General features: G+C 42.6%; 4 protein-coding genes. All 4 read right to left on the bottom strand.

The genetic code is table 11. The features are described 5' to 3' along the window. Positions 1 to 114 precede the first annotated feature (114 nt). Genes J8Z24_RS16595 through J8Z24_RS16610 form a run of 4 tightly spaced genes read right to left on the bottom strand, consistent with a single transcriptional unit; the run spans position 115 to position 17873 of the window. The gene (locus J8Z24_RS16595; RefSeq protein ID WP_252095049.1) at positions 115 to 7560 is read right to left on the bottom strand and encodes a non-ribosomal peptide synthetase; all 7446 of its coding nucleotides are present in this window, start codon (positions 7558 to 7560) and stop codon (positions 115 to 117) included. A gap of 1 nt (position 7561) precedes the next feature. Beyond that, on the bottom strand, positions 7562 to 11011 hold the full coding sequence (locus J8Z24_RS16600; protein ID WP_252095050.1) for a non-ribosomal peptide synthetase: 3450 nt from the start codon (positions 11009 to 11011) through the stop codon (positions 7562 to 7564). Then, entirely contained in the window at positions 11008 to 14433 is a 3426-nt protein-coding gene (locus J8Z24_RS16605) for a non-ribosomal peptide synthetase (protein WP_252095051.1), read from the bottom strand. Before J8Z24_RS16605 ends, J8Z24_RS16600 begins: the two co-directional genes overlap by 4 nt. After that, complete coding sequence (locus J8Z24_RS16610; protein ID WP_176033051.1) at positions 14430 to 17873, bottom strand: non-ribosomal peptide synthetase; 3444 nt, start codon at positions 17871 to 17873, stop codon at positions 14430 to 14432. The genes J8Z24_RS16605 and J8Z24_RS16610 overlap by 4 nt, the downstream gene beginning before the upstream one ends. Positions 17874 to 17882: the final 9 nt, after the last annotated feature.

Here is a 17882-nt window from a genome sequence, read left to right on the forward strand (position 1 = left end):
ATGCTACTGGCGATTTATTTTGTGTATGCATTAAAAACAGTATTATCAGCTGACCTGTAATACATGGCTCTGTTATTAAAAAGCCATCCTTCATACGGTGGCTATGATATTGAATTAACTACCTTCCTTTGATTCCAGTAAAAAAGACTCTATAGCTTGGCTTAACGAGTCAACAGACGGATCTCGCAATATACTAAAGTGATCGGCTACAACAGGGACAACTTGTAAACTCTCACAATGCGCTAACCACGTAGCTTCTTCACTCACTTGATCCACGTCGCTAGATAAAGCCTTCACCCATAGAGTGTGGCCTCGATAATTAGACAGCTGATATGCCATAGTAAGTGACTCAAGTGCCGATATTACCTTTATACGCCCATGCAAATCTGTGGCAGATACTGCCGATGAGAATATATTTTGTTCTATTCCTCGAGCCACAACCATTTCACATAAGACTTCAACCTCTGTTTCGAATACATTTGTAGGCAGTATCCCCAAGTCAACATTTAGCTCCAATACTAAAGAATGTAAGGCTCTATGCTGGGGTGATAGCTCAAAGTCTGTATGGCTTTTTATTGTCTCTGGTGTATAACTGTCGATTAACACCACTGACACATTCTGTTCTAATTGGGAAGCCATTTCAAGTGCTATCATGCCACCAATTGACCAGCCAGCCAAGGAGAAGCAATTAATACCATGATTATTAAGAAGTTTATTATATTTTTCAGCTACCAAAGATAAACTTGCTTCATCTATTTCCGAGGTACTAATCCCATACACTGAACCTTTTACGTTTAACTTAGATAATAACGGTGCATAACATGCCACTGACCCACCAACAGGATGGATTAACACCAGCGCTGGTGCCTCTTTAGACCCCTCAGACAAAGTAATTAAATGTACGTTACTCTCATCATGTCCTTTTATATTTTCTGATGCCAACACATCGACCAACTCTTTTGCTGTTGGGTTTTCAAATATATCTTTTAGTTTCAGATTACTACCAAACTTCTTGTTGATTTCTCTTGTCAACATGGGCACCAATAATGAGTGCCCTCCAAGGTGGAAGAAGTTAGCCGTCATATCTAATTGGTTTGGCGCTTTGTCTAGCACTTTTGCAAACACGTTGATTAGATCTTGCTCCGCTTTAGAACTGGGAAGCTGAAAATCGCTCACGCTAGGTGTGTGATAGCCAGCTAACAACTCAGCTTTATCTATTTTCCCATTAGCATTTAGCGGCCATTCGGTAACAGCCTCAAGGTATTGAGGCAGCATATAGTTTGGCATCACAGATTTCAGCTTCTCTCTGATCCCATCCACGCTAATCTTAGCATCAGCTAGTTTGATAAAGGCGATGAGTTGTGGCCCATGAGGTTGATTTTCAGTTAATACCAAAGCTGACTCAACCTCTTCAAGTCCAATTAGATGGCTTTCAACTTCAGCTAGCTCTAATCTATACCCCCTAATCTTAACTTGCGAGTCCTTTCTCCCTAAGAACTCAATACACCCAGACTCGGAGTACTTCACTAGATCACCAGTACGATAGATCACACGGGAGCCGATTTGTTTATGCGGGTCATAGTATGGATTATTAATAAATACTTTTTGTGTCAACTCGGGTTTATTTAGATACCCGCGTGCTAAACCATCCCCGCCGATATACAACTCGCCAACATGGTGCTCAGAGCACAACTCCAGCTGCGCATTCAGTATGTATAATTGATTGTTTTTATTAGGCTTACCTATCGGTATAACCTCATTCACCAGATCAGCTGCTGAAGTAACATAAGTCGTAGCAGTAATTGTCGCTTCCGTAGGGCCATAAGTATTTACCAAGATCGTACTTTGTGGCATTTGCATGTAATGCCGCTTAACCGTCGAATGGGTAAGCTCCTCGCCACCAACAATAACCATTCGTAGCGTTGTTTCTTCAATTACTACTTCTTCAGTAAGTTGTTGCGCCCAAAATGCCGTTGGCAAACTAGCTATTGTTACGCCTTTTTCATCGCAAAATTGAGTAAATTGCGCCAGCCCCAACATGCAGTCTTCATTTCTAATCTCTAACCTTGCACCATGACAAAGCGCCCCGAAAAATTCTTCAATAAAGATATCGAACGAGGTGTTTGAAAACTGTAACACACAATCTGTGTACGAAATATTATAACTATGTGTGATATGATTTTGATAGTTCACAATAGCTTTATGCTCAATCATCACGCCTTTTGGCTGTCCTGTCGAGCCTGAGGTATAAATCACATACGCCAGATGTGATGCGCTCACACCAACCTCTTGTGGCCGAGTACGTGGATACGCATCACACAGATGCGGCTCCCCTAAGGCAAATCCATCTAACCTAACTTGCGTTTTGGTAAAACTCGCTAATGCTTCTGCCGTCTCTCCATGGCTCACTACCACCGATAATGACGCATCTGCTATCATATATTCTAAGCGGCTACGCGGATAACTCGGGTCTAGTGGCACATAAGCACCTCCTGCTTTTAAGATCCCTAAAACCGCTATCACCATCTCCAGTGACCTATCTGCGCACACACCCACTAAGCTATCTGGCCCTATCCCATGCTCTGCGCGCAGGTAATGTGCTAGCTGATTCGCCTTCTCATCCAATGTCTTGTATTGTAAAACGTCATCTGCAAATGCAACCGCAACTTGCTCTGGCACTAAGTCCACTTGACGCTCAAACAACGTATGAATACAAGCCGACTTATCATACTCTACTGCTGTGTCGTTCAGTGTATACAGCAGCTTGTGCTCTTCTTCTTTCGATAACAATGGCAAGCTACTCACTGCGGTTTGTGCACTGGCTTCACTCAACCCTGTCAGTAGCCGCTCAAAGTGCGCATTCAGCTGGGCAATATGTCCTTTGTCGAACAGGCTAACATCATAATTCCAGTGCACGGTAACACCTTGCTCATTAATTTGAATATCGACATCCAAATCAAATTTCGCCTGTACACTGTCACCACTGTACGGCTTAACCGTCACACCTGGTAGCTTAAACCCTGCTTTATCCGCATCACTCGATAAACCATAGTCACTATTGGTCGTCATCATGATTTGAAATAGTGGGCTGTGTGAGCCACTGCGTGGCACTTTCAAACGCTCGACTATTTGCTCAAAGGGCGCTGACTGATTTGCTTGTGCATCTAGATTAACTTGTCTTATGTGTGCTAAATACTCACCTACTGTATTATGACCAGTATCCGCTCTTAGCACTAAGGTGTTGACGAAAAACCCTATCAATGGTGCCAGCTCTCGCTGCTCCCGATTCGCTATTGGTGTGCCTATGACCACATCCTTACTGTTTCCATGCCTCGACAGGAGTAACGATAAGGCGCCATGCAATAACATAAACGGAGTGATTTTGAATTGCTGCGCCATCTTCAGAAGTGCTTGCGCCAACTCTTTGGGTAAGACTCCTGTAACTCGCGCACCCTGATATTGCTTTTGTGCTGGCCTTGCTTTATCTAATGGCAAACTATGGAGTGCAGGTAGCCCTTCAAGTTGCTGCTCCCAATAATCCAACTGACCCTCAAGCTGCTCTTGTGCCAAATAGTGACGCTGCCAATGAGCATAATCAGCATACTGCACCGCGAGTTCTGGTAAGGGGCTAGCTTCACCTGCTTCTTGCGCATGATACAGTGCAAAGAACTCCTTCATCAGGATTTCCATTGACCATCCGTCTGACGCTATGTGGTGCAGATTAAGTAACAGTACGCCTGATGTTTCTGCGGTCTTTATAAAGCTTACCCGTAACATCACTTCTGTGGATAGATTAAACGGTCTCCCTACTTCCTCACGCACATATGCTTTAAGTGCGGTTTCTTTATCTTGCTCATCGAGTTCACTGATGTCTTTTTGCTGAATCGCAAACTCGACTTCAGATATTGTTTTTATCTTTTGATATGCTTCACCATCATGCTCTTCATAGACGGTTCTTAAGACTTCATGACGCGCGATAATTTCACGAAAGGCTCGCTGAATACTCGTCAGACTAATCGTGCCTGACAGCTCAAATACCATCGGCATATTGTACTCTGGAGTGCTACCTTGCAAACTATCAATAAACCATAGCCGCTGCTGGGCAAAAGACAGAGGGAACTTATCTGTGTTTCTTTCTACTCGAGAGACTAGGTTTGACCCTACATCAACTGCATTTTTTACCAATATAGCGATATCTACGATGGTAGGGCTATCGTAAATTTCCCGCAGTGGTATTTGTACGTTTAGTTTATCTTCTATCTCAGAGCACAGCCTCATCGACAATAATGAATGACCACCTAATTCAAAAAAGTCATCTTCAGTACTGATCAATGCAGGAGGTACACTAAATAGCTCAGACCAGATCTGTACTAGTGCTTTTTCTATATCATCTTTAGCCTCGATAACTGTAGCTACAGTATCCGTATCAAGCGTTGTTGCTGATAACGCCACCTTATCAACCTTGCCATTTGCCGTTCTCGGAAATTCACTCACTACAATCAGCTTGCTTGGGAGCATATGTGCAGGCAATGAGGTTTTTAAGTGTTGCTGGACTTGTTGCTCAACAGCACTGGTGGACTGAACAAGTCCTTCTCTCTGTTTGATATACCCCACAAGATACTTTGATGTGCCGCGTTCAATGATGAGTACGACGCTAGAGTCAACCTCAGAGCAAGAGTTTATTTGTGACTCAATCTCACCAAGCTCGACTCGAAACCCGCGAATTTTCACTTGATCATCGACGCGGCTAATGTAAATAAGTTCACCGTCTGAATTAAATTTAACTAAGTCTCCCGTTTTATATAATCGCTTTGAAGTGTTCCTTTTATTTGGGCAAAAGTATGGATTAGGAATAAAGCTATTTTGTGTCAATGTCGCTTTGTTCAAATAACCTCTGGCCACTCCATCTCCACCAACATATAACTCACCCACAGCACCGTAAGGTAGCAAAGCTTGATCCGCATCTAAAATATAATACTGCATATTGGCAAAAGGAGTACCAATCGTTGCCTGCTTACCCTCCAAGCATCGGCCAATTGAGCTACAGATAGTTATTTCAGTTGGGCCATAGGCATTTAAAAATTCAACACCTACTGATAGCCACTCATTAGCAAGTGAATCAGGGCAATGCTCACCACCTACCATCACTGTGGTTAGACTTTCATATTTTTTAACTTTCAAACATCGCAACATAGAGGGAGTCATAAAGAGGTGGGAGACATCGCCATAATGTACTAACTCTTTTCCATACTCTAACGTTGTCGCTAATCGCAATTTGGCTCCATTTACGAGGCCTAACCACATAACCCAAACGGCAGCATCAAAGGCAACTGATGAACAATGGTAAATAGCCGCACTAGGGGATAATTCCGTGTATTCGAGGGAAGTAATCATATTGTTGTGCAAGCTTTGATGCTCAATCATCACGCCTTTTGGCTGTCCTGTCGAGCCTGAGGTATAAATCACATACGCCAGATGTGATGCGCTCACACCAACCTCTTGTGGCCGAGTACGTGGATACGCATCACACAGATGCGGCTCCCCTAAGGCAAATCCATCTAACCTAACTTGCGTTTTAGTAAAACTCGCTAATGCTTCTGCCGTCTCTCCATGGCTCACTACCACCGATAATGACGCATCTGCTATCATATATTCTAAGCGGCTACGCGGATAACTCGGGTCTAGTGGCACATAAGCACCTCCTGCTTTTAAGATCCCTAAAACCGCTATCACCATCTCCAGTGACCTATCTGCGCACACACCCACTAAGCTATCTGGCCCTATCCCATGCTCTGCGCGCAGGTAATGTGCTAGCTGATTCGCCTTCTCATCCAGTGTCTTATATTGTAAAACGTCATCTGCAAATGCAACCGCAACTTGCTCTGGCACTAAGTCCACTTGGCGCTCAAACAACGTATGAATACAAGCCGACTTATCATACTCTACTGCTGTGTCGTTCAGTGTATACAGCAGCTTGTGCTCTTCTTCTTTCGATAACAATGGCAAGCTACTCACTGCGGTTTGTGCACTGGCTTCACTCAACCCTGTCAGTAGCCGCTCAAAGTGCGCATTCAGCTGGGCAATATGTCCTTTGTCGAACAGGCTAACATCATAATTCCAGTGCACGGTAACACCTTGCTCATTAATTTGAATATCGACATCCAAATCAAATTTCGCCTGTACACTGTCACCACTGTACGGCTTAACCGTCACACCTGGTAGCTTAAACCCTGCTTTATCCGCATCACTCGATAAACCATAGTCACTATTGGTCGTCATCATGATTTGAAATAGTGGGCTGTGTGAGCCACTGCGTGGCACTTTCAAACGCTCGACTATTTGCTCAAAGGGCGCTGACTGATTTGCTTGTGCATCTAGATTAACTTGTCTTATGTGTGCTAAATACTCACCTACTGTATTATGACCAGTATCCGCTCTTAGCACTAAGGTGTTGACGAAGAACCCTATCAATGGTGCCAGCTCTCGCTGCTCCCGATTCGCTATTGGTGTGCCTATGACCACATCCTTACTGTTTCCATGCCTCGACAGGAGTAACGATAAGGCGCCATGCAATAACATAAACGGAGTGATTTTGAATTGCTGCGCCATCTTCAGAAGTGCTTGCGCCAATTCTTTGGGTAAGACTCCTGTAACTCGCGCACCCTGATATTGCTTTTGTGCTGGCCTTGCTTTATCTAATGGCAAACTATGGAGTGCAGGTAACCCTTCAAGTTGCTGCTCCCAATAATCCAACTGACCCTCAAGCTGCTCTTGTGCCAAATAGTGACGCTGCCAATGAGCATAATCAGCATACTGCACCGCGAGTTCTGGTAAGGGGCTAGCTTCACCTGCTTCTTGCGCATGATACAGTGCAAAGAACTCCTTCATCAGGATTTCCATTGACCATCCGTCTGACGCTATGTGGTGCAGATTAAGTAACAGTACGCCTGATGTTTCTGCGGTCTTTATAAAGCTTACCCGTAACATCACTTCTGTGGATAGATTAAACGGTCTCCCTACTTCCTCACGCACATATGCTTTAAGTGCGGTTTCTTTATCTTGCTCATCGAGTTCACTGATGTCTTTTTGCTGAATCGCAAACTCGACTTCAGATATTGTTTTTATCTTTTGATATGCTTCACCATCATGCTCTTCATAGATGGTTCTTAAGACTTCATGACGCGCGATAATTTCACGAAAGGCTCGCTGGATACTCGTCAGACTAATCGTGCCTGACAGCTCAAATACCATCGGCATATTGTACTCTGGAGTGCTACCTTGCAAACTATCAATAAACCATAGCCGCTGCTGGGCAAAAGACAGAGGGAGCTTATCTGTGTTTCTGTCAACAGGAATGACCGAATTGCTTTCCACTTGAGAATGAAGTGACTCTAAGCGCGTTAAGCAATCAATAAATTCTCTCTTATTTTGCCTTATAAGATCACTTATTTCAGCTGTGATGGCTCCCTTGGGAGCCTTAGCAGTTAACGATCCATTCTCTGTCATTTGCAAAATAATGTCTTGTCTAGCCAACTGCTGGATAAGGTTTAATGCATTCATCTCAAAACTCGAACTCTTCGTATTCGGCAACATCATCTACCTCGTTGATAGACTGACTTACCGCTATAATTTCACATAGGGAAGCAAGCTCTTGCAGAGTCTGCACATCAAAAAAAGCATTCATTGAGATTGTGATCCCTAGGACTTCCTCAATTTTTCTTACAAACTTCATTATTAATAGGGAGTGCCCTCCCAGTTCAAAAAAGTTTGCTTTAATACTTATTTTACTTTGTTCCAGTTCCAACAATTCAGAACAAATATCCACTAGTGCCAGCTCAGTTTGGCTCTGCGGTGCAACGTATTCTTCATTAAAACCGACACCTTCAATTTCTAGTAATTGCTTTTTGTCGATTTTTCCATTTGGTGTTAATGGCCACTCTTCAACTTCCACAAAAAAGCTAGGCACCATATATTCAGGTAATGCTAAACGAAGCGCTTTCTTAACTTCATCAATATTGATGTCACCATCGTGGCCTTTTAGGTATGCGATTAAGCGGTTATCTTCTCCAACCTGCTTCGCAATGACTAGGCATGAGTCAATTTCAGCAAGTTGAGATAATTCAAACTCGATTTCCCCAAGCTCTATCCTAAATCCTCTTATCTTCACCTGATCATCAATTCGACCAAGAAACGCTAAATTACCACAAGGAAGATACTTTACTAAATCTCCTGTACGGTAAAGTCGAGCAGCCTGAACTCCCTGTCCTACTGTGGAATATGGATTACTAACAAACTTAGCTGCCGTTAGCTCGGCTTGGTGCCTATATCCTCTAGAGACACCATCACCTCCCAAATATAACTCTCCTACAGAGCCGTAAGGTAATAGCTGGCCATCTTCATTTAAAATCAGCGCAATACTATTTGAAATCACACGGCCAATACTTGGCGTTGACTGTACCGCATTATTAAACCTGATCCCGGTTGAGTAGGTCGTATCTTCAGATGGGCCATATAGATTACAAACGCTAATCGCCGTATATTGTTCAAATATTTTGTTGATAAGCTCACTGTGTAATGCTTCTCCCGCAAGATTAATGACCCGGATTTTCTCTAAATAAGTATTATTATCTAGCAAAGCCGAGATAGCTGAAGGAACTGTATTAAGTAAGGTGACATCCCGAACACACTGCTCTGTCACTACTTCTAAAACATTTTTAACGAGTCTTACTTTTGTGCCAACACTTAGCGGTAAAAATAATTCAAAAACAGATAAATCAAAACTTAAAGAAGTACTCGCTAATACTGTTTGCAACTCTGCCGTTGAATAAAAATGCTTGCCCCAATTCAACATTGCAACCGTATTTTGATGCTCAATCATCACGCCTTTTGGCTGTCCTGTCGAGCCTGAGGTATAAATCACATACGCCAGATGTGATGCGCTCACACCGACCTCTTGTGGCCGAGTACGTGGATACGCATCACACAGATGCGGCTCCCCTAAGGCAAATCCATCTAACCTAACTTGCGTTTTAGTAAAACTCGCTAATGCTTCTGCCGTCTCTCCATGGCTCACTACCACCGATAATGACGCATCTGCTATCATATATTCTAAGCGGCTACGCGGATAACTCGGGTCTAGTGGCACATAAGCACCTCCTGCTTTTAAGATCCCTAAAACCGCTATCACCATCTCCAGTGACCTATCTGCGCACACACCCACTAAGCTATCTGGCCCTATCCCATGCTCTGCGCGCAGGTAATGTGCTAGCTGATTCGCCTTCTCATCCAATGTCTTATATTGTAAAACGTCATCTGCAAATGCAACCGCAACTTGCTCTGGCACTAAGTCCACTTGGCGCTCAAACAACGTATGAATACAAGCCGACTTATCATACTCTACTGCTGTGTCGTTCAGTGTATACAGCAGCTTGTGCTCTTCTTCTTTCGATAACAATGGCAAGCTACTCACTGCGGTTTGTGCACTGGCTTCACTCAACCCTGTCAGTAGCCGCTCAAAGTGCGCATTCAGCTGGGCAATATGTCCTTTGTCGAACAGGCTAACATCATAATTCCAGTGCACGGTAACACCTTGCTCATTAATTTGAATATCGACATCCAAATCAAATTTCGCCTGTACACTGTCACCACTGTACGGCTTAACCGTCACACCTGGTAGCTTAAACCCTGCTTTATCCGCATCACTCGATAAACCATAGTCACTATTGGTCGTCATCATGATTTGAAATAGTGGGCTGTGTGAGCCACTGCGTGGCACTTTCAAACGCTCGACTATTTGCTCAAAGGGCGCTGACTGATTTGCTTGTGCATCTAGATTAACTTGTCTTATGTGTGCTAAATACTCACCTACTGTATTATGACCAGTATCTGCTCTTAGCACTAAGGTGTTGACGAAGAACCCTATCAATGGTGCCAGCTCTCGCTGCTCCCGATTCGCTATTGGTGTGCCTATGACCACATCCTTACTGTTTCCATGCCTCGACAGGAGTAACGATAAGGCTCCATGCAATAACATAAACGGAGTGATTTTGAATTGCTGCGCCATCTTCAGAAGTGCTTGCGCCAACTCTTTGGGTAAGACTCCTGTAACTCGCGCACCCTGATATTGCTTTTGTGCTGGCCTTGCTTTATCTAATGGCAAACTATGGAGTGCAGGTAACCCTTCAAGTTGCTGCTCCCAATAATCCAACTGACCCTCAAGCTGCTCTTGTGCCAAATAGTGACGCTGCCAATGAGCATAATCAGCATACTGCACCGCGAGTTCTGGTAAGGGGCTAGCTTCACCTGCTTCTTGCGCATGATACAGTGCAAAGAACTCCTTCATCAGGATTTCCATTGACCATCCGTCTGACGCTACGTGGTGCAGATTAAGTAACAGTACGCCTGATGTTTCTGCGGTCTTTATAAAGCTTACCCGTAACATCACTTCTGTGGATAGATTAAACGGTCTCCCTACTTCCTCACGCACATATGCTTTAAGTGCGGTTTCTTTATCTTGCTCATCGAGTTCACTGATGTCTTTTTGCTGAATCGCAAACTCGACTTCAGATATTGTTTTTATCTTTTGATATGCTTCACCATCATGCTCTTCATAGACGGTTCTTAAGACTTCATGACGCGCGATAATTTCACGAAAGGCTCGCTGGATACTCGTCAGACTAATCGTGCCTGACAGCTCAAATACCATCGGCATATTGTACTCTGGAGTGCTACCTTGCAAACTATCAATAAACCATAGCCGCTGCTGGGCAAAAGACAGAGGGAACTTATCTGTGTTTCTGTCTACTGGGGTGATAGGCTTTAACGCTAGGCTCGGCGAAGATTCATAGGCTGTCAAAAATTCAATAATAGCTTGCTTGTTATCCGCTATGCTTTGTTTTAGTTCTGGTGGGAAAGTACAACCCTTATTTAATCTAAACCCTAATTTTCCAGACTTACAAAATAGTGTTACACCCGAGCTATTTGCTTGGTGAATTAGTTGTACAATGTTCATAGCCAGCCACTTTCCTCTACTTGCGTATTATTTGTTATTATTTGGGAAGCCAATACTAGAGTATATTTTTCTATCTCTGCGCCCAATCCTCTTATGGTTCTAGTATTGAAGATTTCTTTACTAGATATATTTATTTGCCACTGTTCGTTAATCTTCGATATCAACTTTATTGCCAGTAAAGAATTACCACCCAGCTCAAAGAAGTCAGCATCGGCGCTTACTTGTTCTTCGTTTAAATGTAGTACTGACATCACAAAAAGTTGCAACTGACTTTCTATTTCGTTTTCAGGAGCTAGATACTTCAGTGTGTCTGGCACATTAGGTACAGGTAGCTTTTTCCTGTCGATTTTGCCGTTCGCAGTGAGCGGCCATTGCGTTACCCTGATCAAGACTTCCGGTACCATATAACTTGGTAATTGTTGTTTTAGATACTCTGTACAGTGTGTTTCTATATCAGGGTGTGGACTATCAAAATACGCAACCAATCTTGGTTGATTAACAATGTCCTCACGAACCATAACGAGACATCGATTAACCTTGTCATGCTGAACCAGCTGATACTCAATTTCGCCAAGCTCGATTCTTAAGCCGTGCAGCTTAACTTGGTGATCTATTCGACCCAAATACTCCAGCTTACCGCCTTCGCTATAACGAACCAAATCACCCGTTTTGTATAGTCTGGGGCCATTTAACTGTGGAAATGGGTTTGGAATAAACTTGTCTTTTGTTAATTCGGGTTTGTTTAGATACCCTACCGCCAATCCCATTCCGCCAATATGAAGCTCTCCAACAGCACCATATGGAACAAGTTTTCCGTTTTTATCTAACACAACTAAACTTGTATTTTGTATAGGTCTACCTATTGGCACACTAGCCCCCTTATCAGCAGCGCTATCGCACTCCCAATAAGTAACATCTATTGAAGCCTCTGTTGGACCATATAAATTATGTAATTTAGACTTTGTCTCCGTTGCAAAAAACTGCGCTTGTAATTCACTTGATAGCGCTTCTCCGCTGCAAAACACTTGGCGAACCGTACTGCATTGCTCCCAGTCACCAGCTTGAAGCATCAAATTAAGCATAGAGGGCACAAAATGTAATGTTGTTACCTTTTGTGATTGAATAAGTGATGACAAATAACTCGGCTCTTTATGACCCTCAGGTTTTGCTACGACTAGACGGCACCCTGTAATTAGCGGCCATATAAACTCCCATACTGATACATCAAAACTGTATGGTGTCTTTTGTAGCACACAATCAGCCGAGTTCAGCTGATACATTTTTTGCATCCAATCAATGCGATTAAACAAGCCTTTGTGTTCGCAAATTACCCCTTTTGGTTCACCAGTAGAACCTGAAGTATAGATAATATAAGCTTCCTGCCCTTGCTGAAATAGTGAATTAGTTTCAAATGACTGTGAGCCGCTACTTAGGGTTTGTATCACCGAATCCTCATCAAGAGAGACAACATTATGATGGTATGAGGACAGTGAGCCGTAAAACCTTTTCTGTGTTAAAACTAAGACTGGTGACGCGTCTTGCAATATAACCCTTACCCTTGCAGCGGGTAATGTCGGATCGATCGGAATATAGGCCCCACCAGATTTTAAAATCGCCCAAATAGCAACAACCATTTCCAGCGAACGTTCCATATATAAAGCAACATAACTATGCGCCCCAACACCATTATCTTGTAGATGGTTTGCTAATTGATTCACTCTTTCATCGAGTTGCTGGTACGTTAACGACTCTCCCTCATAAGTCACAGCTATACGTTGTGGGTTATCGGCAACCTGCTGCGTAAATGCTGCGACGACATTGTCATCGTGCGCTATTGGTGCTGATGTATCATTGAGCTCAACCAAAAGGTGATGTTGGTTAGATTCAGAAACTAGTGTTAATTCATGAATACCCTGCTGTGGCGTCGCAACAATACTTTTTAGCAATTGAACAAAGCAGGCTTGTAGTTGCTGTATCGTATCTTGTTTGAATATTGAAGTATTATACTCAAATCTAAAATTCAGTCTGTCATGATCCTCCACGGCATGTAACGCAAGTTCATACTTTACTAGACTACGTGATACATTCGCAGAAGAAACAGAAGAACTCGCTAAGTTCGGCTTCACCGACTCAGTATTATTCATACTAAACTGAATTTGAAATAACGGTGAGTATGCAGGACTTCTCTGCGGATTTAGCTCATCAACAAGTAAATCAAATGGCATATCTTGATTTGCTTGTGCATTTACATTGATTTTTTTTACATCATGCAAGTAATCAATAAAGCGCCTGTTCTCAGACGTATTGGTACGCAGTACAAGCGTATTTACAAAACAGCCTATTAATCCCTCTAACTCTTGCTGCCTACGATTTGCCACAGGTGTACCAATTACAATATCAGTGCAATCCGAATAGCGAGATAACAATAAACTAAACGCTGCGTGAAGTAACATAAATAATGTTACATTTTGCTCAACAGCCAACGCTTTCAACTGCATGCTCAACTGCGCTTCTAGAGCAAATTGAACACGACTACCATCAAAGCTCTGCACTGGTGGGCGAGGATGATCAAGTGGCAAAGCATGCACATCTGGCAACTCAGTAAGCTGCTTCAACCAATACGCCCTCTGAGAGTCTACTGTTGATGACTCGAACTGCTCTCTTTGCCATACCGAGTAATCTATGTATCGAAGTGCATTTGGTGTCAGCCGACTCGGCTCTCCCTGCTGAATTGATTGATAGAGATGATTGAACTCCTTAAGCAGCAGTCCTCTGGACCATCCGTCTCCAGCAATATGGTGCAGATTAAAGAGTAATACTCCTTGCGCTTCACCGGTGTTATTCATTGGCAGCTCAATGTAGCCAACTTTCAACATCAAGTCAGATTCAAGAGAGAAAGCTTGTAACGAAAACTGCTTCACACACTCAGAAACTAGGTTGTCCACATTTTCACTTTCTTGAGCAAAGTCAAAACGAGTAACTTGAAAATGAAACTTGTCTAATACCTTTTGCCACACCTGCCCATCTCTTTCAAAAAAAATGGTTCTAAGAGGCTCGTGTCGTTTAATAATCTCATCACAAGTCTGTTCAATCACAGATAAGTCTATGGTGCCATTAATATGCAATGCGTCTGTCATATTATAATGTGCATCACTGCTTTCTAATTGATTAATCAACCACATTCTCTGCTGAGCAAAAGATGCTGGCGCTTCGCTATCAATATGTTCAGCTCTTGCTATTTTGTCATTTACCTTTGCTGAAACCTTAAGCCATTCGATAATCTGTGCTTTTTTTTCTTTTATTTCTGCAATTAATGAGTCGTTTGCTGTGTTCGTTTTTCTTCTTAGTTTTAAGGCACCTTCGTTATCTAGGTATAACTTTATCCCTTGTTCCTTAACTCTCTGTAGTAGATTCTCTATCATATAGCTTCTTCCACTTCATCTTCTGCCAATACATCCGATACCTTACTGATGTCTGAAAGTGCATTACTTTTCTGATAGTCATCGACTTTCTCAGCCAACAATCGAATGCTGGATAGTTCCATTGCTTCTTCTAGTTCAATATCAACAGAAAATTGTTCCCTAAGTCGTGATACTAAGCGCATCAGTAGCAAAGAGTTGCCCCCTAAAAGAAAGAAACTGCTGGTAACACTTATCTTTGAAGGCTCTAATTTAAGTAACTCTGACCACAGAGCAACCAAGCTATGCTCAGTGTCTGTATTAGGCGCAACATACTCTTCTAAAGCAAGCGAGATCTCTGGTTTAGGTAATGCCTTTTTGTCTACCTTACCACTTGGCGTAAGCGGCCAATTTTCGATAATTTCAAAGTAAGCTGGATGCATATATTCAGGTAAAGTTTCATTGAGATGAGCTTTAACTTTTTGAAGTAAGTCGAGGTTATCATACTCATTACTTGCCGGGGTTAATTCACAATAGGCAACCAGTTGAGAGAAATCATCCCCATTTGATACGGCTTTAACCACAACGAACTCAATTAATTCGTTTTGTATCAGCGCTGATTCCACTTCTGCTAGTTCAATCCTGTAACCACGCACTTTGACTTGCTCATCAACACGCCCTAGGTATTGATAGGCATTGTTGCTGATCTGTCGAACAACATCTCCAGTTTTATAAATCAACTCTCCAGATTCTGGAGAAGATAAAAATCGTTCAGTTGTCAGTTCCGGCTCATTCAAATAACCCTTCGCTAATCCAGCCCCAGATATATATAACTCTCCACTCATGCCTGGCACTACTGGTTTTAGCTTGTCATTTAAAACATGAAACTTAGTATTGAGTATTGGCGTACCAATTGAAATAGTATCAGCATTGTCAATACGATGTGCACCAACCCACACGGTTGCCTCAGTTGGACCGTACATATTCCAAACTTCTTCGTACCTAGACACCATCTTTGTTGCTAAATGCAGAGGCAATGCTTCACCGCCACAAAGCGCTTTTATAGGCTGGACTGTAGACCAGTTTGATTGCCCTTCTAACATCGTCCAAGTAGCTGGTGTTGCCTGTACACAAGAGATCTGATTTTGCTCGATATAGCTTACCAGTTTACCGCTATCTTTACTTATTTTCTCATCGACAATATGAACAGTTGCGCCAACATACAGTGGCAAATAGAGCTCAAGTACTGAAATATCAAAACTGATAGGGGTGATCGCAAGTAGCCTATCTTGGCTAGATAACCCAGGACTTTGCTCCATTGCATGGAGAAAGTTAGCGACATTATTATGGCTGATACAAACCCCTTTTGGCTTGCCTGTCGATCCTGAGGTATAAATCACATACATGAGATCATCAGGTGCAGGAAGCTGAATTTCATTGTTAAGGGCTACTGAGCTGCCTTCTAAGGCAGTCACTATGTTTGATGCAGACAAATCTAAAACCCTATCCGCGCAGATCTCAAGCTCCAACGCTAAATCACCGCTCGTAATAACACGCTTAGCCTTTGAATGTTCTAGCATGTAGGCTATCCGGTCAATTGGATAATTGGTCGAAAGTGGGACATAAGCGGCTCCTACTTTCTGAATTGCCAACATAGAGGTTAACAGTTCAATATTTCTTGGCAAATAAACGCTAACCAAATCGCCAGCACCAAGGCCTTGTGTATGTAACATGTTCGCCATTTTATTGATGCGCTCAGACAACTGTTTGTATGTGAAAGCGTGACCATCACACACCACCGCCACTTTGTCTGGCGTCATTCCAACATAATGTTCAAACTGTGCCAACAACCCTGATTTAGCGTTAATCTCTTTCGTTTCCCCAGCAATAAAAGCCTTCGTTTTTGGTACCGGGATAAGGCTTACTTCAGATATTATCTCCTCCATTGATACCTGACTTAAGCTGATTAAGATCTGTTGTAGATATTCCACTACACTCTGTACATTCTCTAGAGATATTCTTGCGGTTTGGAAATGTAAGTCAACCTCCAATTTCTCAGCCATTGACGCGTATAAGGTTAATGCAAAGTTAGTATCCTCTTCACTGTTTAATTGAGTGAGCCTCACTGAGCTGTCATCACCTGCCACCCCATCAGAGGGATAGTTTTCAAAAATAACGAGACTTTCAAATAACGGTTTATTCGCAGGAATATCTGACTGCTTTTGAATATCGCTATATGACAAATAGCTATGTTCGTTACATTCCATGTTAGTTCGATGAATATGGTCTAACACAGCTCGAATTGTTGACGTTTTGTCTACTGATACGCAGAGGGGAATAGAGTTAATAAATAACCCTAGCATATTCTCAACACCAACCAGCTCCGCTGGACGGCCTGATACAGTGACCCCAAAGTGCACATCTTGGCGCGCCGAGTACTGGCTTAATAGGTATGCCCAAGCAAATTGCAACAGTACATTCACTGTGCATTTTTCTTTTTGGGCTAATTGCGCAAGGTTACGACTTTGCTCTTCAGACAGCGAAAAAGAACATTTTTCATAGTGTGAAGTAAGCGTCTTTGCAGGTTTCAAAAATGGCAAAGGCGCAGCTTCAGATAAACCAGATAAAGTTTCCCGCCAAAATAGTTTTGATTTATCTGTATTTCTGGATTTCAACCAGCGGATAAAGTTTTCATATTTAGCAGGTTCACCGAGCACCACTGGAGTCCCATTCACGACTCCTTGATAAAACGCCATCACTTCTTGGATCACAATAGGGTTACACCAACCATCGAGCAAAGCATGATGATATGACCAAATAAACTGATATAGCTCCGTATCAAGTTTAACAAGTTGCACCCGCATCAAAGGAGGCACTTTAAGGTCAAAGCCTTGCTCTCTATCTGCTTGTTTGATGGCATCAAGCTGCTCATATGCGAGCGTTCGATTATAGCTTGATAAGTCATGATACTGGACTGAAAAAGCAGCCGCTTTACGGACCAGTTGATGAATACGCTTTTCTCCAAGTCCAACAAAACAAGTTCTTAATATCTCATGTCTCTCAATCAGGTGAAGCCATGCTGCTTCAAAGGCCTTTTCATCGATAACACCGACCAGCTCCCCTGATAGCTGAACCGTATAAGCAGCATTGGATTTATCCATTAGACTTTGGAAAATCATTCCTGATTGCATTGGTGTAGCAATCATAATGCTCTGTAGATCGGTATACTCTGCATGAATTTCCGTAAATAACTCACGCGTGAGATCAGCCAAAGGAAAGTCAGACTTGGTTAGCTCATCACTGTTACTGAAGAAATGAATAATTTCTTGTTTCTTTTCTTTCAAGCTCTGTAACAACTCAGGTGTTAAGTTATTTTCAGGGTCGTAAACTTTCAGCTTTTCCCCTTCTACTCCAACAGAGACATCTCGTTCTTTTAATTGTTTTAGTAAATTGAAGATATTCATATTAACAGC

This window comes from Pseudoalteromonas sp. SCSIO 43201 (genome assembly GCF_023716725.1).
Classification (GTDB): domain Bacteria; phylum Pseudomonadota; class Gammaproteobacteria; order Enterobacterales; family Alteromonadaceae; genus Pseudoalteromonas; species Pseudoalteromonas peptidolytica.